Below are 18,642 nucleotides of genomic sequence, written 5' to 3'. Positions count from 1 at the left end.
GGACATCGGCACGCAAGACTGCGGCACTGGGGCCTCCTGCTACTCGGTGACTCGACACCAACGAGCTGTTCAGGAGGCCCTACTCGTATGCGCCCAGCGCCCCGCAACCACCCAATCGGGACTCCCGTTCGACGCGCATCTCTCAAGATCGGAAAGACAACAGCTACTCACTGTGCACCGTTGCATTTCCCCTGAACCACGGGCGCAGTCCAAGGGAAATGCGGCGCACCGGAGCGCTCCGGTGCGCCGCATCCGATGCGGAGATGCGCAGGGGGATGCGCACCTGGTGCGCTGGCGGAACGGGACGGGGCTGGTGTGGCCGGTCCTCGGGTTGCTCACGCTGGTCACGAGCGGCAGTCTGCGCAGTAGATCGCTGGCGGAGCGGTCGGTTCGTCAGTTCCTGCTCCCTGTGGCCGGGCTGCCTTCTACGATCCGGTACATGGATCCCGAGCTCCGAGCTGCTGGAACGGATCATCGCGCGGCGCGCGGAACTGGACGAACTCGAGGCACAGCTGGCCAAGCAGCTGGCGGAAGTACGGGCGGAACGCGATGAACTCGCCGTCGCCGAACGTGTCCCCTTGAGCCGATGAGCGGGGCAGCTCGCCGACGAGCACGCCTCGGCCGCGCCGGCGCGCGGGCAGGTGGGTGGACGAGCGGTGATGCGGTCCTGCCGCCCGGCCGGATCGCGGCGAACTCGGCGTCGGATGGCCGTCTACGGGATACCGCCGCGGGGCTACAGACACCTGCCGCCCATGGTGTGCGCGAATCGGCAACAATCCTGCGCGGAATGACAAGGCCGGAGGCTGTCGCTCTCGGCATCCTGGACGTCGAGCTTCGGAAACGACCCTGCAAACTTCAGCCTCGCTTAGCGGAAAGTAGGCACTATGTCTTCCGAATCACGCTGGGTCCTCGGATTCGACGCTTCCTGCAGCAGATGCAGAGCGATCACCCACGCAGTCGAAAACGCCGTCGGGGACGTACTCGAGACACTGCCGTTGGCGAACGCCGACGTCCAGCGCTGGCGCGACGAATCTCTCGGACCTGACGCCCCCTGGCTTCCCACCCTCATTCGTATCGAAGATGGCTACGTACGCGCCTGGACGGGCCCGGCGATGGGATTGCGCCTACTCACTCGACTCGGCCCTGCGGGTGCGTTCAAGCTCTTCAGGACGCTGGGCGAGCTGCGCCACTCCGATAGGCGGCAAGAGCCGGGGCGGAATCTGACCGATCGACGGCGGTTCCTCAGGTTCGGCGCGGGACTGGGAATCGCGGCAGGCATCGTTCTGGCCGGCAGAGCTCCTGCCCTGGCTGACGAAGCGGGCAGGGCCCACGCGTGGGTAGCGGCCAACAAGGACCGGCTACCAAAGACCTATGCGGAATTCTCGAAGTACTCCATGTCATACCGCAGGGCGATCTACTCCGAGCTTGGCCCATCCGACAGGTCCGGGCTGTGGGCCGAGCATGTGACCCAGTATCGCCGGGCCCACCTTGAGCTGTCCCCAAGACAGCAGCAGCTCCTCGATGCCCTCGAAACCCATGTCAGGGACGAGTCCACTTTTAGGCGCCGTCGGTGGCTTCCGCCGCGGTGACGTTGATGTTGTGGGCGATGTCCTTGCCGCGGCTGGGCGGTGCGGCGCCGAAGTGCCGGTCGTTGATCTCTTTGAGAGTGGCCCACACGTCTGCGCTGGCTGGTCGCTGAGCAGGGTCCTTGGCCATGAGCCGGCTGACGAGCCGCTCCAGCTCCGCAGGGGCGTCCGGGCGCAGGGTGCGCAGTGGTGCCGGCTGCTCGTTGAGGTGCTGGTTGACCAGGCGCCAGGAGGTGCCGGTGAAGGGCCGTTGCCCGGTGACCATTTCGTAGAGCACGCAGCCCAGGGAGTACATGTCGGAGCGGCAGTCGAACGTGCCGGACAGGGCCTCGGGGGCCATGTAGGCGGGGGTCCCGATCAGGACGCCGGTGGTGGTGATGTCGTGCCGGGCGTCGCTGCTCCTGGTGATGCCGAAGTCGACGACTGTGGCCTCGCCGCTGGAGCGGACGATGATGTTGGACGGCTTGATGTCCCGGTGGGTCAGGCCCGCCTCGTGCGCGGCCTCCAGGGCGTCGGCGACGCAGGCTGCCGTGTACATGGCTTTCGACAGCGGGAGCCGCCCGGCCTCGAGGACTGTGCTGAGTGACTTGCCGGGCAGCAGCTGCATCACCAGGTAGGCGTGCAGACGCCCGTCGTACATCGCGGATCCGAAGTCGTGCACGGTGACGATGTTCGGGTGGGACAGACCGCCGGCGACCGCAGCCTCGCGGGCGAACCGGGCCACCTGCCGGTCATGGTCCGCGCCGCCGTCGCCAGCGAGGACCTTGACCGCCACCTTCCGGTCGACCCGGGGATCGTGCGCTTTCCAGACCTGCCCGAAGCCGCCCGCACCGATCGGCTGAATCAGCCGATAGCGGCCGTCCAGCACGGTCCCTGCCTGCACGACTCCCCCTCTTCCAGCGGTCACCGCGACAGCGGCACACGGTGTACCAGGCGTGTGCCCGTCACACTACGCGGTGACAACCACCAGTAACAGGGGGTGCTGGCCTGCTCAGGCCGTGTCGCGCAGTGCAGCCGACTGAGGGACGTCGGCGGGCGTCCCGAACTCCCGGGCCGCGCGCTCTTGCCGGGCCCGGCGCAGGGCGGCGGCCTCGGTGGCCGCGGCCTGGCGGCGGCGCTGTGCCCGGGTTGCCTCGATCGAGGCCGGCGCATCGTCCGCGACGACGTCTGGGTCGGGGAACGCCCGGCGGCTCAGCTCCCGCATCGCGGCGGTCTGCCGCTCCACCGCTTCCGCGATGGCCGGGTCATCCTTCGACGGCCGGACGGCCTGGCGGTGCGCCTCGATGGCACGGCGGTAGCCGTCCGGCGGGGTCCGCCGCTGCACCGGCGCGGCGGGCACGGTCGGCGGAGCCGGGTCGGCGGCCGCCGTGGCGGGGCCGGCCTTCACGGGTGCGGGCGCCAGGACGTGCAGCGTGCGGACGTTCGCGCCGCGCACCTTCTCGTTGGCGGCCGCGACCAGCTTCGGCGCGCTCCAGCGCAGTTTCGCGCCGTAGGCGGGGGCATCGGGGATGACGTCCAGACGACCGGTGTCCGCGTCGAACGCCACGGCCTGGACGTGACCGGCAAGTTGCGGCGCGGCCGCGGCGAGGATGTCGTCGAACTGCGCGAGGACGCTGCCGCCGGCGGCCGGGGCGACCAGGCCGCGCTCGGTCATCATCAGGCCGATCGCCGCGCCGAGCCCGAGCGGCTCGCGGCCATCGCGGCGCACGACCGTGCCGGTGCGCCGCTTCGGCTTCTGCTTCCGGGCGCCCCCGTTCTTCCGCGCCGCTTCCCGGGCCGCGACCAGGGCCTGGCGGGCGAGGTCGACCCCGCTCGCCTCGGTGCTCATACGACCACCGCCCCGGCCGGTTCGCCCTCGAGGGGACGGGCGGCGAGCTTTGGCAGCCGGTCGGTCCACGGCGCGGGGCCGGCCGGCTCGGTGTGGACCGCGGTCTGCTCGAGGCGCAGCTGCTCCAGCCGCGCCTCGAGCAGGTACTGGGCGGTGCGCTCCCGGGCGGAGTTGGCGGCCTTGGTCGCGGCGGCGATGGCGTCCGCGCCCTTCGGGTTGGCCCTGAACCAGCGGCGCCCTTGCTCGGTCTTGTACGCCCGGCGGGCCTCGGCTTCGGCTTCCTCGGTCCGGCCCAGCATCGCCAGCGCGTTCTCCCGGTACTCCGGCGCCGCCTGCTCCACCGCCTGGAGGGCGGCGAAGGCGAGCGCCGATGCCGCCGCGGCCGGATTCTCGTCCAGTTCGCCTGGCTCCACCAGCTCCAGGAACTGCGCGTGCGCGGCCTCGATGCCTGCCTCCAGCGACGCCCGGACGTGGCCGGTGACGGCGGCGACGTCGGCCGCGTCGCCCAGGTCGGCCGCCCAGGTCGCGGTGACCAGTCCGGCCTCCACGACCAGGGCCTCGGTCCGGCGTCGGTAGCCGCACGCCTCGCACAGCCCGGCCGCCCGCCGCTGCCCGCAGTCCTCGCACGCCAGCTCCTGGTGCACCGCGTCGGCGGCGGCCGCGGCCGCCCGTTCGGCCTCCGCCCGCTCCTGGGCAGCCGCACGGGCCGCATCCCGGCGGGCCTGCTGCTCGCGGGCCTGGTCCTGGCGCCACGCCAGGTCCTCCGCCTCAATGGCCACCTGCTCGCGCAGCCGCTTCTCGATGACGCGTCGGCGCTCGCCGCCGGACAGGCCGGGCAGCTCCCGGTCGATGTCCGCGCCGATCCGGGCGCGGCGGGCGCGGCGGATGTGGAGTACGTTGGCGCAGTTCTCACACCCGGCGCCGGTGTCCAGCCGGATCCCGTCGTCGCAGCGCCGGTCTGAGCAGGACGGCCGCTGGACCAGGCCGCGCCGGATCAGCCAGCCGTACGGGGTGGTGATCAAGGCCTCGCCGCCGGTCTCCTCCAGGCGGTCGGCGAGCCGGTCGGCCAGCAGCCGCGGCGCGCCGCCCGGCAGCGCGAGCAGGCCCTCCAGGCGGGCCAACTCCGTCTTCGCAGCCGCCTCCACCTGGTCCTGCTGCCATCCGGACAGCCGCTCCCACAGCCACGAGACGGGCCCCAGGGCCACCCGCAGACGAAGATCAGCCGGCAGGCCTACCCTCCGCTGCTGCCGCGCCTTTCCGCCACCCACGGCCTTCGGCCGGACACCGGCTCCAGCCCCGGCAGCGCGCTGTCTCACCTGCTCATCGACCAGGGACTCCTTCGGCTTTTCCCCGCGAAGCGGGCCGTCCTCAGCCGACGGCGACCCGGGCTCGGCAACGGCGGTCTCGCCGTCGGCGGCCTGGTCCTCGCCCGCGCACGCGCGGTCCGGCCGACGGCCTTCAGCCCCACGGCCTTCGCCGGAAAAGCCACCAGAGAGCTGCAGAGGAATGACGGGAGTAACCAGGTGAGGGTGATCAGTGTGAAGGGCTGCCGCAACGTCGGGCTCTGCAGCACCAGCCTCATCCGTCACCAGCACGCCGCTGACCTGCGATTCCGTCTCGAGGCCCGGCTCCTCAACAGGCCCTGCCGCAACGTCGGGGTCTGAAAACCCGGGCTCCGGGGCCTCCACGCGGTCCTCCTGGACGTCGTCGGCGACCGTACGGCCGTGCGCGGCGGCGACCGCCGGCACCATCAGCCGCGACCGGCTCGCCAGGCCCGAACCCGTCCGGAGACGCACCCGCAGCACCAGCTCCCGGTCCTCCAAGCGCTCCAGCACCCGCTCCCCCGCCGACGCCGAACAGCCCAGCAGCCGGGCCACCGTCGCCGCAGCCCGACCGCGCTTGGTATCCACCGCCCCGCCGCACTGCCGCACCCGCCCGGTCTCCCGCGCCTCCAGCACCAGCAGCAGCAGCGCCAGCCGGTCCGTCGCCGCCCCCCGACCGGTACGCGTACCGATCAGCCCGGCCGGAGTGACCGAGCCGTCCCGGTGCGTCCACCCCGGCGCCATCACGGCCTCCAGCAGCCGCAGCAGCGTCGCGTACTCCCGCTTCGTCAAGTTCAGCGGGTGCCCAGCCACGTCCTGCGCCGCCCACAGCGGCAGCACCCGGCACCTCAGGCCGTCGTCCTGGCCGTACTCGCCCTCCGCCGTCTCCACCGACACCACGCCCGAGCGGCGCAGCACCGGCACCACGGCGGAGGCCGTGTACGACGCGGACAGCCCAAGCCACCGGCCCAGCTCCGAGGTGCGGATCTCCACCACACCGGTCTCCGACGGCGTCCGCGACGCCAACACCAGCACCGCCAGGCGCACCGCGTCCGACGCTCCGTCCAGGCCGGCCAGGTCCAGCAGCGCGCGCACCGCGCCACCCAGACGGGCGCGGGCGTCCCGACCGAGCGACAGCGGATGACCCGCAGTCCGCTCCGGGACAGGCCTGGCCGGTATGGACAACTCCGAACGGGGGTGCGCGCACGCGTTGACCACTTTCGACGCGGCGGGCGGAGACGGGGTCATCACGGCGGCCTTCGCCGCCACGGCACTCACTGGGCCGCCCGTATGGCGACATGGGCTGACAACAACGAAGACGCGATCACAAGGCGACCCTCGAACGGACCGCCTGTGGACAGAGGACGGGCCGAGCCGCTCGGACAGCCGACGGGCGCAGCCGAGTGGACGGGCAGGACAGCGAAAGAGGCAGGGGTCGACACACCTGCTACAGGTGCGGCGATCCGCTCTGGTGTGACACTGGCCAGTCGTTCGTCTCGCCCAGCGGGATTCATCAGGCAAAACGGGCTGTGAGATTTCGTCACACGGGAAGCTCGAAACCGGCCAAGATGGATGAAACGGGCATATCTGGGCTGGCGAAAGCCAAAGTGGTCATGCAAAATGGCGACGTCCTCCTGTTTCACAGGTGGGCAAAGAAGAACCCCTCGGGGTGCTTCTGGTTCTGGGTGGAACCAAAGATCGAACTGTTCGAAGCCGGCTGGCACCGGGTCGAACAATCCCTCCGGAGAGGGCCCTGGCAGGCCGATCCGGAGATCAGATGAGGCGCTGGGCCGTGGTGACTGGCATCACCACGGGCCTCGGCCCCGGGCGGCTAGAAGCCCTGCAGAGCAGGCGCCGCCCCCAGACCTATGTCATCTTGACCCCCTCAGCAGAGGGCTGGTTGGGGCGTGTGGAGAAGCAGAAAAACCCCGCTGACATGCTGCGCGAGTGATCGCGTAGACGGCGGGGATCTTGTGTGCGGACAACGGCCCGCGGGTACAGTGGTGCCATGAACACCGAGAGCCTCCCAACAGGTTCTCCACTCCCCCAGGGCTTACCAGGCGCTGGGGGCTTTTCCATATTCAGGTAGATCTTGATCGGGCCCACCCTACCTTGTCGATCACCCTCTGCGCAGGGGGCGACGCGAGGAAGATGACCAGACGAGTGAAGCAGCATCTCTCTATGCCGAGACCTACGCTGACAGCCGCTCAGGGCATGATGAACGCCATGCCTGACTCCCCTACGACGGACGCCCCCCTGGCCACGTACGCGACAGCCGCCCAGCAGCGCGCCTACATCGCGGCCATGAAGAAGATCCGGCAGGCGCGGAAGCCAGGGGAGCCCGTTCGCGTCTACGTCTGCGCCTCGCCGCACATCGCGCGTCGCCGTCACTGGGATGAACGCCTGGCAAAAATCCGCCATCGTCTTCCCGGCGTGCAGCTGGTGCAGTTCGACGACGTCTTCACCCCGGAGAACTACACGGAAAAGTGGCCGGAGCTGTCGCCGACTTTCGACGGCATGGTCGTCGTCGGCACCCCCAAGCGCGGCCTTCAAGGACACGTCTACCGACTGGGTGAAGTCGCCCGGCTCGAGGTCATCGACCTCGTCAAGACAGGTAGACCGGTCCTGCTTCACGCCCGCAGGTACGGCCTCATCCCCTTCGTCGACTGCAAGATCCACCGCGTCGGCGAGAACATCCTCCGCACGAAGGTGACTGTTCCGGACGGCTGGGACCCCAGCGACTACGAGCCGACGCTCCAGGCTGCCCTGCGTGCCCTGCGACCGCGCAGCACGGAAGCTGAGAGCCACCGGGGCGCCGACGCACCGAGCCATCTGGCCCATCCGTTCGCTGCACCTCCCCGGTAACACCTCGATAGCGCTGGTAGTGGCCAAGAGCTGACCAGATCCCGAGTGCGGAATCCAAGGGGCTCGGTCGAATTCCTTGACGCTTCCCGCCGGGCGAGCGACTTTCCACCCGTGATTCCCGCCCGACGGGAGCCACGTCGCGCCCGACGCCCTGTAGGGTCCCTGGCCGTGCCCCCTCTCGCGCTTTTCGATTTGGACGGCACGCTGGCCGACCGGCAGTCGGCGCTCAGCGACGCCGTGACTGGGCTCTGCCGTGCCCACGCTCTTCCCTCCGCTGCCGAACAGTGGCTGCGCACTGAGCTGGCCGACCGCGCGAACGCCTCCGACTTCGCACAGCTGCGGGAAACCTTCGGCCTGGATGTGCCCGCCGCGGATTTGTGGCAGGAGTACGTCGACCTCATGTCGGCCGCCGTTACCTGCCGTCCCGAGGTCCTCGAGGGCCTGGCCCGTCTGCGCGCGGCCGCGTGGACGATTGGCATCATCACCAACGGGGCCGGCGACATCCAGCGCGCCAAACTGGCCGCCACCGGCCTCGCCGCCCTGGTCGACGGCGTCGCTGTCTCCGGCGACCTGGAGATCCGCAAGCCGGACCCGCGCCTGTTCGAACTCGCGGCCTCTCGTTGCAATGCAAGCCTCGCGGACGGCGGCTGGATGGTCGGCGACAACCCGGCAGGAGACATCGGCGGCGGCCACCAGGCCGGCCTGCGCACCATCTGGCTGCGCGGCCGTCCCTGGCCCGACGGCCTTCCCGCCGCGCACCACGTCGTCGACGACGTCACCGACGCCATCACCATCCTGCTCAAAGAGACCTCGGAGTAGCACCGTGCACCCGTCGACCGTCGGCATCCTCCACCCCGGCAGCATGGGCGCCGCCGTCGCCGCCTGCGCCGCGATGAACGCGACCGGGGTCCTGTGGTGCGCGGAGGGACGCAGTCCAGCCTCCGCCGCCCGTGCCAAGAAGGCTGGCCTGGAATCCGTGGCCACATTGCCGGAACTGCTGGAGCGCAGCGACATCGTCATCAGCCTCTGCCCGCCGGCCGCCGCCGAAGACCTCGCCCGCGACGTCGCCCAGGCCGGGTTCGCGGGCGTGTACGTGGAGGCCAACGCCATCAACCCCGAGCGGGCGATGCGAATCGCCGAACTGCTCGCGCCAGAGGCCACCGTCGTCGACGCCGGCGTCGTCGGCTCCCCGCCCGTACGCGGCAAAACACCGACGCTGCACCTGTCCGGCCCGCCCGCCGAGACCGCCCAGCTCGAAGAACTCTTCGCAGGCACCGCCGTGCGGACCAAGGTCCTGGGCTCCGAGGTCGGGCAGGCCTCCGCGCTCAAGCTCGCGTACGCGGCGTACCAGAAGGCCAGCCGCGTCCTGGTGGCGCTCGCGACCGGGTTGGCCCGAGAGCACGGCGTCGACCAGGAGCTCATTGGCATTGCCTCGCAGCGCACCGCCTCATACCTCTCCGAGCCCGAGTACATCGCGAAAACCGCGGCCCGCGCCTGGCGCTGGGGTCCGGAGCTGGAGGAAGCCGCCGACATGCTCGCATCCGCCGGCCTTCCACCAGAGATGCTGCGAGCGGCCGCGACCACGCTGGCACGGTGGGACGACGTCAAGGACGCCAGCGAGCTCACGCTCACCGACGCCCTGGACCGCCTCGCCCAGCCGTAACCCGCGCTCATGCCGTGGCCACCTCCGCCCGCTGCACCAGCAGCTGGTCGATGCGCCGGGCCGACTCCTGCGGCGACGTCGTCGTCGTGTCCACCGTGAGGTCCCATGCCATGGCCGCGTGCACGTTCAGGTCCTCACGGGTCGCATCCCACGCGACCAGACGCGCTGTGGTGTCCGCGTCACCCCGGCCCTCGGACCGTCGCGCGGTTTCCTCCCGCGAGCACCACAACAGCACAACAGCCCAGTCGGCTGGGTAGCCGCCGACCAGGGCCTGAATGCCATCGACCTGCCCGAGGTGCACCACCGGCACCCCGGCCTTGAACGCGGCGTCCAGGCCCGGCCGGTCGATGACGTACGTGTTGCCGTACCGGGCATTGGCGTAGACGACGTCGCCACTGGTCTCCAGGGCGTGCAGCTGCTCGGCAGTGGCCATCCGGTAGCCGGAGCTCTTCCCCGAGCCGACCTTGAGTCGCGCGAACTGGGCGTACTGCGGGTCCAGTTCGGTAAGCGCTCGGGTGACGGTGTCCTTGCCCGCTGCCGGCGGGCCGTACAACACCACTCCGTGCTTGCCGCTCACGAGTACATCGCCCCCATCGCCTGCCGAGCCTGGTCCGCGAGTGAGACCGCGGCCCCGAGACGGTTGTCGACGACCAGGTGCGGCACCGCAGGCCGCAGGTCCAGGTCGATCGTCGCCATGTACTCATCCCACCGCTGCAGCTTCCAGGCGTCCCGCGCCGCGCCGCGGAAGCCGATGTACTCGCGCATCGACTCTTCGTCACAGCGGACCCAGACCGGATAGACGTCGACGCCCATGGACGCCGCGCGGTTGGTCAGGCGCTGCATCCAAGCCTGGTCCGTCATCTCCGCGATGAACGGTGCCGTGAGCACCGTGCTGATCCCGCACTTGATGTTGGCCATCGCGGACTGCATCAGGCAGTCGTACTCCACAGGCCGGACCTGCGTGCGATACAGGTCGGTGTGCCGGTCGTTAGAGTCACCACCCAGCGCCAGCAGCAGCTTCTCCACCAGCGGGCGTGTCAGCGGATCCTTGTCGAGCAGTGGCCAGCCGGTGAGCTGAACGAAGAACCTCGCCAACTCGGTCTTCCCGCTGCCCGCGTACCCGCCGACCAGGATCAGGACCGGCCGGTGTGGGTCACCGCCGGTGTGCCGGCGCTTCCACGCGTCAATGATCCGCTGCTGCAGCCCGAAGTGATCAGCGTCGTCACTGCCCGGCGCGATGCGGTGAACTGCACGCTCGACCGCCAGGACGTGCGCGCCGTTGAGACGGTCGTCCATCGGCGTGAGCTTGAAGGAGGTCTCCTCCCCCGGCAGAGCAGCGCGGAACCCAAGGTCCGGCTCCGTCGCCCTGTACAGGAGACAGTAGGCGCGACGGTAATGCGGGCCCGGGTAGACCTCCCCCTGCTCGTGCTGCCACAACGTCTGGGGATTCGCGGCCGGGATGCCCTTGAGCTTGGCTTGCTCAGCAACCTCACGGAGGCGCTCGCCGGCCTTCTCCAAAGTCAGCCCGTGAGCCTCACGCTGCTCACGCAACCGGTCCGGCCGCCACCCTGCCCGGTGCTTCCCCACCCTGTTCCCCTCCGTCGTCGTCATGGCCGCGAGCCTAGAGCGCAGCCCCGAAAATCCATGTGTACGTAGATGTTGAAAACCCGCTGACGCGGATGCGCATGAGCTTCGACAAGACGCTGTGATGTTGCGATCCGGCTCCCGCGAGTGTGATGGCCCCCACAAGACGGTCAACCAAGGCCTGGTGCGGCGAGTGAGAGGTAGAAGTCAATGTCGACTGCCATCCGTGGAGCGGCGTGCACGGCGGAGCTCCGCCAGCACGTTCTTCGGGTGACCGTCGTACACAATGTGTGGCTCATCCTCGGTCGGCGGGCAGAAACGGCCCGCATGCCGAAGCAGATCCTCCTCGCTGAACTCGATGCTGTTTGGGTCGACCAACGACTTGGCGTTGCGCTTTCGGATCCGCTCCCAGCGCACCTCATGCGGCACGGGCAAGTAGATGAGAATGGGCTCGCCGCCGGCCTCTATTGCGGTCGCTGCCCACTGCGCCCGCTCTTCCCGAGTCCAGAAGCCGTGGTCGACCACGGCGTCGTGTCCGGCCGCCAGGAGTTCCTGGAGCTCAAGAGCGACGTCCTTGAGCACGGGCGCCTCCCTGATCCTGAACTGTCCGCGGGGAAAGTCCCTGCCGTAGTGGCCGTACCGGCGGAACATTTCCTCGTCAGGGCAGAGACGCCGGAACCCGGCCTCCTCCAGGGCACGGGCGAGGGTCGTTTTGCCAGCACCCTGCAGACCGGACATGAGAATGGCGCGAGGTGCGGGGCCCGGTCGGCCGGACAAAGCGGCGGAGATGCGCGTGATCTTGAATCATCCTTCCAGCGTGAGGGTGTAGGTCTGCTCAGCTCGCAGGAGTTGGCCGAGGCGGGCTTCGAGGCAGGACACGAGCGTGTCGTCCAGGATGACGGCGTTGTACGTCGTCACCGCTGCACCTCCGACGTCGTGCGACGGGTGCGGCCCGGGGCGCCCAGGTCCACGCCGTACTCCAGCAGCTCGCCGTCGGCGTCCAGGAAGCGCGCGGTCAGCACGAGGATCGCCGCGATGGTGCCGGCCTCCAGCTCCAGGAGCTCGAGGTCCTGCGACGTGGCGATGCGAGCCGACTCCTCATCCACTCGCTTCACGACCTGGCGACCCGTGGCGCGAGCGATCAGGTCCAATGAGAGGCCGCCCTTGAGTCGCTCGCTTCGGGCCAGCTCAGGCACGACCTGGGCGAGTTCCGCCGGGATCCATGACGTCGAGTGGCAGACGATGCCATGACCGTCTCGGTAAACACGGCTGCGGCGAATCACGTCGTCACTGGGCGAAATACCCAACACGTGAGCGACGTCTTCGGGAGCCGCGACAATGCCGGCGGTGTGGCCGGACGACTTCTCTCCGACGCCCCACGACGACTGCGTCTTGCTGCTGCGGTCGTGGCGCTCCGCCCCGGAGGACAACGAGATGGGGCGCGCCATCACCTCGGTGCCGACACCCGGGATGCCTCGCACCAGCTTCTCTTCGCGCAGCAGTCTCATCGCCCGGTCCGCAGTGGCGGTGCTGACCTCCCATTGGGTGGCCAGCGTCTTGATGCTAGGCAGCAGGTCGCCCGGCGAGAGCTCCCCGGAGCTGATCAGGTCGCGGTAGTGGCCCGCGATGCGCGCGTACGGCGGCCGGTTATCGGCTCGGGGTGGCCCGGACATGTGCCTTCGCCTCCTTCAATCCCGTCTGGTTGCCTCACTATACCGCTTGACACCTGAGGTTACCTGATGCAACCTGATGTATGTAAGGCGTCGGTGATCCCCCGGGAGCACCGAGTGAGCCTCACTGCAAGACCGCAGTAGTCGTCCGCCCTTCGAGGCGGCCGGGGTCGAGAGCTTCATCAAACTCCCCTGGGCCTGACCGCACGACGACTGCGTGCACGTCGCAGCGCTGTGCGCTGTCTGTCCTGCGGGCCGCCAGCTTTGTGCCGTGCGGCCCGGAGGGCAGAGAGAGCATCGCGACGCTCCCCCGCCACTCCGTCCATGAGGAGTTCAGATGCCTGCTTCGACCCTTGAGCGCACCGCCCGTCCCCGGAGGAGCCGGACCCGTTCGCGGAACATCAGCGGCCGCCCGGCGCTCGTCATCTCCACTCTCAAGCCTCACCAGTACGACCTGCGCCCTGTCTGCGCGTCGCTGATCTGCCCGGACTGCACGACGTGGGTGCCGATCACTGGCATTCAGGCCAAGAAGCAGAAGTTAGTCCCGCACGACACCGGGCGGGCGGGGAAGGACGCGGCCGTCCGCTGCCAGGGCAGCAACCGCCTGGTCACCGTCGACGTCGCGTTCGAGACGTGGCAGGAGCGCCTGGAGGACGGCAGCTCCGAGACCGCCGGCCGCCGCCGGACCACTGTGCGGCGCAAGCCGAAGGTTGCGGTCGCCCCGGCCGTCAGCCAGATCGCCGCGCAGAAGCAGGCGACGACGGATGACGAGTCCGGCAACGGCCGGCCCCTGTGGTTGCTGCGCGAGATGAAGTGGGCGTCGACCGAGTCGGCGGTCCGCGACACCGACACCCGGCGCGCGCAGTTGCCCGCCGGTGAAGCGCCGCTGGGCGCGCCGCCGGTCCCGCTCAAGACGCTCCACCCTCAGCACCGCGCGCACTGAACCCCGCACGAACGACCACGGCCCCGGCCATCCCCCGCGCTCGGGGTGGGCGGGGCCGTGGCTGCTCGTACGAAGCGAACAGCCTGAACAGCACGCTCGCACGCGATGAACCCCCAGGGATGCGCCCCTGAGGGGTTCTTGTCGTAGGCCATCCACGCCAGGAGGACGACCCACATGCACAGCATCACATTCCGCCAGGCCCGCCCCGACGTGCAGAACGAGATCGGCCCCCGTCTCCCGGGCGCCATCTACTCCAACAGCGACGGACGGTTCGAGGTCCTGGCGCTCGTCACGACTCCGGCCGACGCCGCGCAGCTGCTGCGCCGGACGGCAGCACGGTGGGCGGTCATCGTCCGCGACACTCTCCGCCCCGACGGCCAGCCGTTCGCGGTCGGCAGCGTCTGGACGACGAGCGACTATCTGATCCGCCCCGCCAAGACCGCGTCCGCGTACGTTCCGGCGGCCTGACGATCCGCCACGGTCCCTCTCCCACTCCCGTCGGTGCGGTGGTGGGAGACGGGCCGTGGCTGGCCGTCCGGCCAGCCATACGGCGACAGCCCCGGAGCTCTGAACCTCCGGGGCTGTCCATACAGGAAGAGACGGTTCCTGTGATCGACAGGATGACACGTTCCCGGCTTGTGTCGGCAGACCAAAGCTGTAACCGCCCCTTCGGCGGGGGTCTCGGCGTTGGAGGTGGTCGGTGACCGGTAAGCCCACTCCGCCGCCTATGGAGATTCCCCCGCCCGTCGGTGACCGGCTCGGCCGCGCGCTGGACACGATCGCCGGTCGTCAGGGCGGTGGTCGCTGATGAGGATCCCGCGCGTGATCGTGGCGACCTGGACCTGCTGGTTCTGCCAGGCCGAGGTTCCCGGCGACCAGCCCGTGTGCGGATGCCAGCGCACCAACTGACCCGCGGCACGGCCGGGCAGCGGCTGCACGAGGGCTTCGCCCGGCTCCAGGACGCCTACACCGCACGCCAACGCCAGTCCAAGCAGCGCTGACCCCGGCCCTGCCCGTCGTCCCCGCGCCTTCCCGCGCGGGGCCGGCGGAGAGCGCCGGGAGCTCCCGCACGCTCCGGCCGTCCGGCCGCCGCACACGCAACAGCCCCGGGGTGGCCGCCCCGGGGCTGTCTCTTCGCTCTGTACCTGGACCTTCTGGGAGGCCCTGATGAATCGCGAGTCCATCGTACGCACCAGCTACGCCCCCTCCGCCGGCCTGCCGGTCAACACCAACTGGCGCGAGGACGGAGCCTGCTCGCGGGAGGACCCCGAGCTGTTCTTCCCTATTGGCAACACCGGCTCGGCACTCCTGCAGATTGAGGAGGCCAAGTCGGTGTGCCGCAGGTGCCCCGTGATGGAGCGGTGTGCCTCCTGGGCGCTGGAGATGGGCGAGGCCCACGGCGTGTGGGGCGGCATGAGCGAGGACGACCGCCGTCGCATCAAGCGCCGCGCCGCCCGCAACCGCACCAAGGCTGTCTGATCCGGTCTGGCGGCTGCCTGATCCGCCCGCACCGACCGCTGCACCACGGCGGCCGGGACGGGCGGTGAAGGGGAGCCGGACAGCCCGGACCGACAGTCGAGGGAGGCCCCTATGGCCACGACGATGACCCCGCTCCAGCCTGGCACGGAAGCCGCCGCCCAGGCATGCGCCTTCGCGATCTTCGGCAGCGACATCCCGCCGATCGAGCCGGAGGACTACGACGGCAGCTGGCGCACCACCCTCCACGTCATCGCGGAGGAATGGGTCGGCGAGGGCCGCTTCGAGCGCCACGCCGCCCGCACCGCGGCCGCGCTCAACGAGTTGTTCGCCACGCAGAAGCTCTACGGCGTCGGCTCGCCAGAGGCGCGGGCCGAAGGCACCAGGATCCAGCCGCTGATCGACCGGTGCCGCCACTTCGGCATCACCACCGCCGACCTCCGCCGGCACGGCGCGCAGTTCCCCGAGAGCTGACTTCCCGCCCGCCCGGCGGGAGCCGCACCCAGTTTCGCGCCCGCCCCGCGACGCTTCGCGAATCCGGCCGCCCACCCCCAGGGCCGCCGGACTTCGCGTGTGCGCGGAGCGGGTAGAGCCGGTGTCCGCTTCGCAAGCAACCATCCGCACCACAGGCCGCTTCGGGAACGCTCCGCCGCGTTTCGGGAGCAGCCCCCGCCGTTTCGCGCACGCCCTGAACGACCCCCTCCGGAGGCCCCCATGACGATGACCGACTGGCCGCGCACCGCGGCTGAACCCACCCCCGAGACGGCTTCACCGGCCGCCGTTTCGGGAACGTCCACGCCGGTTTCGCAGACGCCCGGCACCGTTTCGGAGACGGCTGAGTCCGTTTCGGAGACGGAAAGCGGAACCGGAACGAAGCAGTCCGAGGGACGACTGACCGGCACCCAGAAGTTGACGGCCAGCGCGATCGTCGTCGCCGCGCTCGCCCTTGCGGGCATCGGCCTGTACCTGTCCTTCGAGCACGTCGCCCAGTTCGCCCACGAGGAGCTGCGCTTCGGCTCGCTGGGTAAGGGCCAGCTTTTCGCGGTCGGCGTCGACGTCGGCATCATGGTGATGATCGCGGTCGATCTGCTGATGGCCTGGCTCAAGCGCCCCATCAGCTGGATCCGTTACCCGGTGTGGCTGCTGACCGCCGCGACCGTCGTCCTCAACGCCGCGTCCGGCGCCCCGGAGGGCGCCTGGAAGCTGCTGGACTACGTGGCCGCCGGCGCCCACGGCGTCGTGCCGGTCCTGTTCATCACGGTCGTCGAACTCGGGCGCACCGCGATTGACCGCGTTGTCCGGCCTGAGCAGGAAGAACGCGACTCGATCCCGTGGCTGCGGTGGATCCTCGCCCCGATCGCGACGGCCCGGATCTTCCGCCGGATGCGGCTGTGGGGCGTCACCTCCTACCCGGAGATGATCCGCCGCGACCAGGAGCTCATCGCCTACGAGCAGTGGCTCAAGCGCAAGTACGAGGGCGACATCTCCCAGGCCAGCGAGGACGAGCTGCTACCGATGAAGATGGCCCCCTACGGCTACACCGTCGCCCAGGCCCTGGCCATGCCCGATGAGCAGGAACAGGCAGCTCAGGAGCGCGAGGAAGAGGCCGAGCGCCGCCGCCTGGACGCGGAGACCCGCAGCGAGGTCGCCAAGGCGGAGTCCGAGGCCGCGCGGCTGCGCGCCAAGGGCAAGGTGGAACTGGTCCAGGCGGAGGTCGACGGCCAGACCGGCCAGGCCCGCGCCCACGCCCGAGCCCAGGTCAGCGCCGCAGAGCGGGCCGCCGCACTGGAGCAGGAGGCCCTGGACAACGCCGTGATCGCCGAAGCCCGAGCCCGTGAGGCGGAGGCGGAGCACAAGGAGGCCACGGAGCGCGAGGCGAAGGCGGAGGCGGACCTGCGTGCAGCCGAGCTGGAGCGTCAGGCAGCCGAGAAGCGGAAGGAAGCGGCGGAGGCCGACCGGGTTGCTGCGGCGGAGGCACAGGCGATCGAGACTCAGACGATCGCCGAAGCCCGCAAGGCCGCTGCCGAAGCGGACAAAGCCGCCGCCGAAACGGAGCAGGCCGCCGCCGAAACGCGACGCGCCACTGCCGAAACCGACCGCAAGAAGGCGGAGGAGGAGCGCCGCAAGGCGATCGCTCTCGCCGACATCGCGCGCGCTCAGAAGGAAGCCATCGAAGCCGAGAAGGCCGCTGCCGAAACGCGGCGTGCTGTTGCCGAAATCGAGCGGGCCGCGGTCGAAGCTGAGGACGCCGCACGGCTCAAGCCGCGCGAGCGCGCGGTCCGCAAGGTCGCCCGCATGGCGCTGGCGGCCGGCCTCGTTCCCGACGGCAAGGACCTCGCCGACGTCCAGCGCGAACTGTCGGAGCTGGTGTCCCTCGCCGACGTCCAGGGCGGCCTGAGCATCTCGTCCCCTGGCACTGCTTCCGAGTACCGCCAGGAGGCAGCCGAGCTGCTCGTCGGCGGCTACCGCCCGGGGCAGTGACCTGCACAAACGAGCCGTTCGACGGTTCCACCGGCCCCCGAGACGAAGACAGCGCCTCGGGAGCGCGGTGAAGGCGCCGAAACGCCGAAACCCACCCTTCCACGAACTGGTCTGCCCGTACAGCACGGGCCTGACCTGCCCATTTCCGATTGAGGAGTCCACTTTGAGCACAGTCGCTTACCTGATCGGAACACTCGTGGTGGTCGTTGCCCTGACGGCCTGCCTGCTGACGCCGATCGTCATCGTGCACGCCCGCACCGAGCACGACCACGGCCCGGACTGCTGGTGGTGCCACCCGCGCCTCCCGCGCCGTCGCACCCACCGCTGACCTGCACGAACCCCTGCTTCGACGGTTCCCCCGGTCCCCGAGCTGCTGCTGACAACTCGGGGACGCGGTGAAGGCGCCGAAACGCCACGACAAAGCCTCCCAGATCACCCCCGCCTCGAGAAGGAGAACCCCACTGATGGATATCAACGCCCTGTTCACGGATGAGGGCCTGCGGGCCTTCACCGCCACCGTCCGCGACCAGCACGTTCGTGACGCCCAGCAGTACGGGCAGATCGCGGACATCGTGCGCCGTCGCCTGGAGCAGACGCCGATCGAGGGCGACCGCTGGATGTCCAAGAAGCTCCGCGCCTGGAAGGTGTCGCGGCAGCTCAAGGCCATGCAGAAGGCGTCCGGCGAGGCCGCGAGCAAGGCGGAGGCCCTGTACGCGACCTACGTCAACGAGGTCCTGGAACTCCCGCAGCGCAGGGCCGCGGCGGAGGCCCGGAAGTTGGAGCGCAAGAACGGTCGCCAGGCCGCCGTCGGCGCGGCCGTCGCCAAGTCCCTGGACAAGACGGTGACCGCGCTGGGCGCCCCCCAGGAGCAGGCGCCGGGTGCGGTCCCGCAGGCGAGGCCGGCGGAGTTCGTGACCCCGGACAACCCTTGGAGCCAGTGGCCGATGGCGGCCGGTGAGCAGGCCCCGACCCGCACGATCAACGACTACTTCGCGAAGGGAGAGCAGGGGTGACTACGCCTCGGCAGACGCAAAACCGCGCGAAGTTCTGGAACGCGCGGATCTCTGAAGCCAAGACTGATCAGGAGCGCGCGACCGTCTGGCAGAACGCTTGCCGGACGGTCGCTGCTCAGGCTGAGAAGGATGGCCGGCCGGAAGTGTGGGCGGAGCTGGTGAAGCATCTGCACGCCTTCTACCGGCACCACGCAGGGTGACGAAGTTCTTC

Annotated in this window: 19 protein-coding genes; 12 read left to right on the top strand and 7 right to left on the bottom strand. The window is 70.0% G+C overall.

Going from position 1 to position 18,642, the window contains the following annotated elements:
• The first annotated feature begins 884 nt into the window (after nt 1-884).
• Entirely contained in the window at nt 885-1,589 is a 705-nt protein-coding gene (locus ABFY07_RS43220) for a bacteriocin fulvocin C-related protein (protein WP_428837019.1), read from the top strand.
• Here the strand turns inward: ABFY07_RS43220 and ABFY07_RS28305 are convergent.
• The 3 genes from ABFY07_RS28305 to ABFY07_RS28295 all read right to left on the bottom strand — a co-directional run bounded on the left by ABFY07_RS28305 (nt 1,558) and on the right by ABFY07_RS28295 (nt 5,831).
• On the bottom strand, nt 1,558-2,469 hold the full coding sequence (locus ABFY07_RS28305; RefSeq protein ID WP_346177209.1) for a serine/threonine-protein kinase: 912 nt from the start codon (nt 2,467-2,469) through the stop codon (nt 1,558-1,560). The two genes, ABFY07_RS43220 and ABFY07_RS28305, sit on opposite strands and share 32 nt — an antisense overlap.
• Nucleotides 2,470-2,577: 108 nt before the next feature.
• Nucleotides 2,578-3,414, bottom strand: coding sequence for a DciA family protein (locus tag ABFY07_RS28300; protein ID WP_346177208.1), 837 nt, complete (start codon nt 3,412-3,414; stop codon nt 2,578-2,580).
• Nucleotides 3,411-5,831, bottom strand: a complete 2,421-nt coding sequence (locus ABFY07_RS28295) for a hypothetical protein (protein ID WP_346177207.1) — start codon at nt 5,829-5,831, stop codon at nt 3,411-3,413. Before ABFY07_RS28295 ends, ABFY07_RS28300 begins: the two co-directional genes overlap by 4 nt.
• 1,131 nt (nt 5,832-6,962) lie before the next feature.
• On the opposite strand from ABFY07_RS28295, the gene ABFY07_RS28290 reads away from it, so the two are divergent.
• From ABFY07_RS28290 to ABFY07_RS28280, 3 genes are all read left to right on the top strand, one after another.
• Nucleotides 6,963-7,601: a hypothetical protein gene (locus ABFY07_RS28290; RefSeq protein WP_346177206.1), complete on the top strand. Its 639-nt coding sequence runs from the start codon at nt 6,963-6,965 to the stop codon at nt 7,599-7,601.
• Nucleotides 7,602-7,769: 168 nt separating this feature from the next.
• Complete coding sequence (locus tag ABFY07_RS28285; RefSeq protein WP_346177205.1) at nt 7,770-8,420, top strand: HAD family hydrolase; 651 nt, start codon at nt 7,770-7,772, stop codon at nt 8,418-8,420.
• A gap of 4 nt (nt 8,421-8,424) precedes the next feature.
• Nucleotides 8,425-9,264 carry an NAD(P)-dependent oxidoreductase gene (locus ABFY07_RS28280; RefSeq protein WP_346177204.1) on the top strand — a complete coding sequence of 280 codons (840 nt, stop codon included), beginning with the start codon at nt 8,425-8,427 and terminating at the stop codon, nt 9,262-9,264.
• A 7-nt stretch (nt 9,265-9,271) separates the two neighbouring features.
• Here the strand turns inward: ABFY07_RS28280 and ABFY07_RS28275 are convergent, their stop codons facing one another.
• From ABFY07_RS28275 to ABFY07_RS28260, 4 genes are all read right to left on the bottom strand, one after another.
• Nucleotides 9,272-9,841 (bottom strand): phosphotransferase-like protein, encoded by a 570-nt coding sequence (locus ABFY07_RS28275; protein ID WP_346177203.1) that lies wholly within the window; start codon nt 9,839-9,841, stop codon nt 9,272-9,274.
• A complete protein-coding gene (locus tag ABFY07_RS28270) occupies nt 9,838-10,875 on the bottom strand; it encodes an AAA family ATPase (RefSeq protein ID WP_346177202.1) in 1,038 nt (345 codons plus the stop codon). Before ABFY07_RS28270 ends, ABFY07_RS28275 begins: the two co-directional genes overlap by 4 nt.
• A 180-nt stretch (nt 10,876-11,055) precedes the next feature.
• Nucleotides 11,056-11,625 carry a P-loop nucleotide/nucleoside kinase family protein gene (locus ABFY07_RS28265; protein ID WP_346177201.1) on the bottom strand — a complete coding sequence of 190 codons (570 nt, stop codon included), beginning with the start codon at nt 11,623-11,625 and terminating at the stop codon, nt 11,056-11,058.
• 137 nt (nt 11,626-11,762) lie between these two features.
• Entirely contained in the window at nt 11,763-12,521 is a 759-nt protein-coding gene (locus ABFY07_RS28260; protein ID WP_346177200.1) for a GntR family transcriptional regulator, read from the bottom strand.
• Between the two features lie 334 nt (nt 12,522-12,855).
• Here ABFY07_RS28260 and ABFY07_RS28255 point away from each other — a divergent pair, with 334 nt between their 5' ends.
• The 8 genes from ABFY07_RS28255 to ABFY07_RS28220 all read left to right on the top strand — a co-directional run bounded on the left by ABFY07_RS28255 (nt 12,856) and on the right by ABFY07_RS28220 (nt 18,631).
• The gene (locus tag ABFY07_RS28255; RefSeq protein ID WP_346177199.1) at nt 12,856-13,461 is read left to right on the top strand and encodes a hypothetical protein; all 606 of its coding nucleotides are present in this window, start codon (nt 12,856-12,858) and stop codon (nt 13,459-13,461) included.
• A 174-nt stretch (nt 13,462-13,635) separates the two neighbouring features.
• Nucleotides 13,636-13,929 carry a hypothetical protein gene (locus tag ABFY07_RS28250; RefSeq protein ID WP_346177198.1) on the top strand — a complete coding sequence of 98 codons (294 nt, stop codon included), beginning with the start codon at nt 13,636-13,638 and terminating at the stop codon, nt 13,927-13,929.
• 699 nt (nt 13,930-14,628) lie between these two features.
• Nucleotides 14,629-14,940, top strand: a complete 312-nt coding sequence (locus tag ABFY07_RS28245) for a WhiB family transcriptional regulator (protein WP_346177197.1) — start codon at nt 14,629-14,631, stop codon at nt 14,938-14,940.
• Nucleotides 14,941-15,051: 111 nt separating this feature from the next.
• Nucleotides 15,052-15,411, top strand: a complete 360-nt coding sequence (locus tag ABFY07_RS28240; RefSeq protein ID WP_346177196.1) for a hypothetical protein — start codon at nt 15,052-15,054, stop codon at nt 15,409-15,411.
• A gap of 240 nt (nt 15,412-15,651) precedes the next feature.
• Nucleotides 15,652-17,418, top strand: coding sequence for a DUF2637 domain-containing protein (locus ABFY07_RS28235; RefSeq protein ID WP_346177195.1), 1,767 nt, complete (start codon nt 15,652-15,654; stop codon nt 17,416-17,418).
• 163 nt (nt 17,419-17,581) lie between these two features.
• Complete coding sequence (locus ABFY07_RS28230) at nt 17,582-17,746, top strand: hypothetical protein (RefSeq protein ID WP_346177194.1); 165 nt, start codon at nt 17,582-17,584, stop codon at nt 17,744-17,746.
• A 136-nt stretch (nt 17,747-17,882) separates the two neighbouring features.
• Complete coding sequence (locus ABFY07_RS28225; protein ID WP_346177193.1) at nt 17,883-18,431, top strand: hypothetical protein; 549 nt, start codon at nt 17,883-17,885, stop codon at nt 18,429-18,431.
• Nucleotides 18,428-18,631: a hypothetical protein gene (locus ABFY07_RS28220; RefSeq protein WP_346177192.1), complete on the top strand. Its 204-nt coding sequence runs from the start codon at nt 18,428-18,430 to the stop codon at nt 18,629-18,631. The genes ABFY07_RS28225 and ABFY07_RS28220 overlap by 4 nt, the downstream gene beginning before the upstream one ends.
• The last annotated feature ends 11 nt before the right edge of the window (nt 18,632-18,642 follow it).

The sequence above is a fragment of the Streptomyces sparsogenes subsp. cuspidosporus genome (assembly GCF_039532705.1).
Taxonomy (GTDB): domain Bacteria; phylum Actinomycetota; class Actinomycetes; order Streptomycetales; family Streptomycetaceae; genus Streptomyces; species Streptomyces sparsogenes.
This window is presented reverse-complemented; position numbering and strand designations above follow the sequence as displayed.

Coding starts and splice junctions, on each gene's coding strand:
- ABFY07_RS43220 (WP_428837019.1), top strand. CDS start 885: ATGTCTTCCGAATCACGCTGGGTCCTCGGATTCGACGCTTCCTGCAGC.
- ABFY07_RS28300 (WP_346177208.1), bottom strand. CDS start 3,414: ATGAGCACCGAGGCGAGCGGGGTCGACCTCGCCCGCCAGGCCCTGGTC.
- ABFY07_RS28290 (WP_346177206.1), top strand. CDS start 6,963: ATGCCTGACTCCCCTACGACGGACGCCCCCCTGGCCACGTACGCGACA.
- ABFY07_RS28270 (WP_346177202.1), bottom strand. CDS start 10,875: ATGACGACGACGGAGGGGAACAGGGTGGGGAAGCACCGGGCAGGGTGG.
- ABFY07_RS28260 (WP_346177200.1), bottom strand. CDS start 12,521: ATGTCCGGGCCACCCCGAGCCGATAACCGGCCGCCGTACGCGCGCATC.
- ABFY07_RS28255 (WP_346177199.1), top strand. CDS start 12,856: ATGCCTGCTTCGACCCTTGAGCGCACCGCCCGTCCCCGGAGGAGCCGG.
- ABFY07_RS28250 (WP_346177198.1), top strand. CDS start 13,636: ATGCACAGCATCACATTCCGCCAGGCCCGCCCCGACGTGCAGAACGAG.
- ABFY07_RS28245 (WP_346177197.1), top strand. CDS start 14,629: ATGAATCGCGAGTCCATCGTACGCACCAGCTACGCCCCCTCCGCCGGC.
- ABFY07_RS28240 (WP_346177196.1), top strand. CDS start 15,052: ATGGCCACGACGATGACCCCGCTCCAGCCTGGCACGGAAGCCGCCGCC.
- ABFY07_RS28235 (WP_346177195.1), top strand. CDS start 15,652: ATGACGATGACCGACTGGCCGCGCACCGCGGCTGAACCCACCCCCGAG.
- ABFY07_RS28225 (WP_346177193.1), top strand. CDS start 17,883: ATGGATATCAACGCCCTGTTCACGGATGAGGGCCTGCGGGCCTTCACC.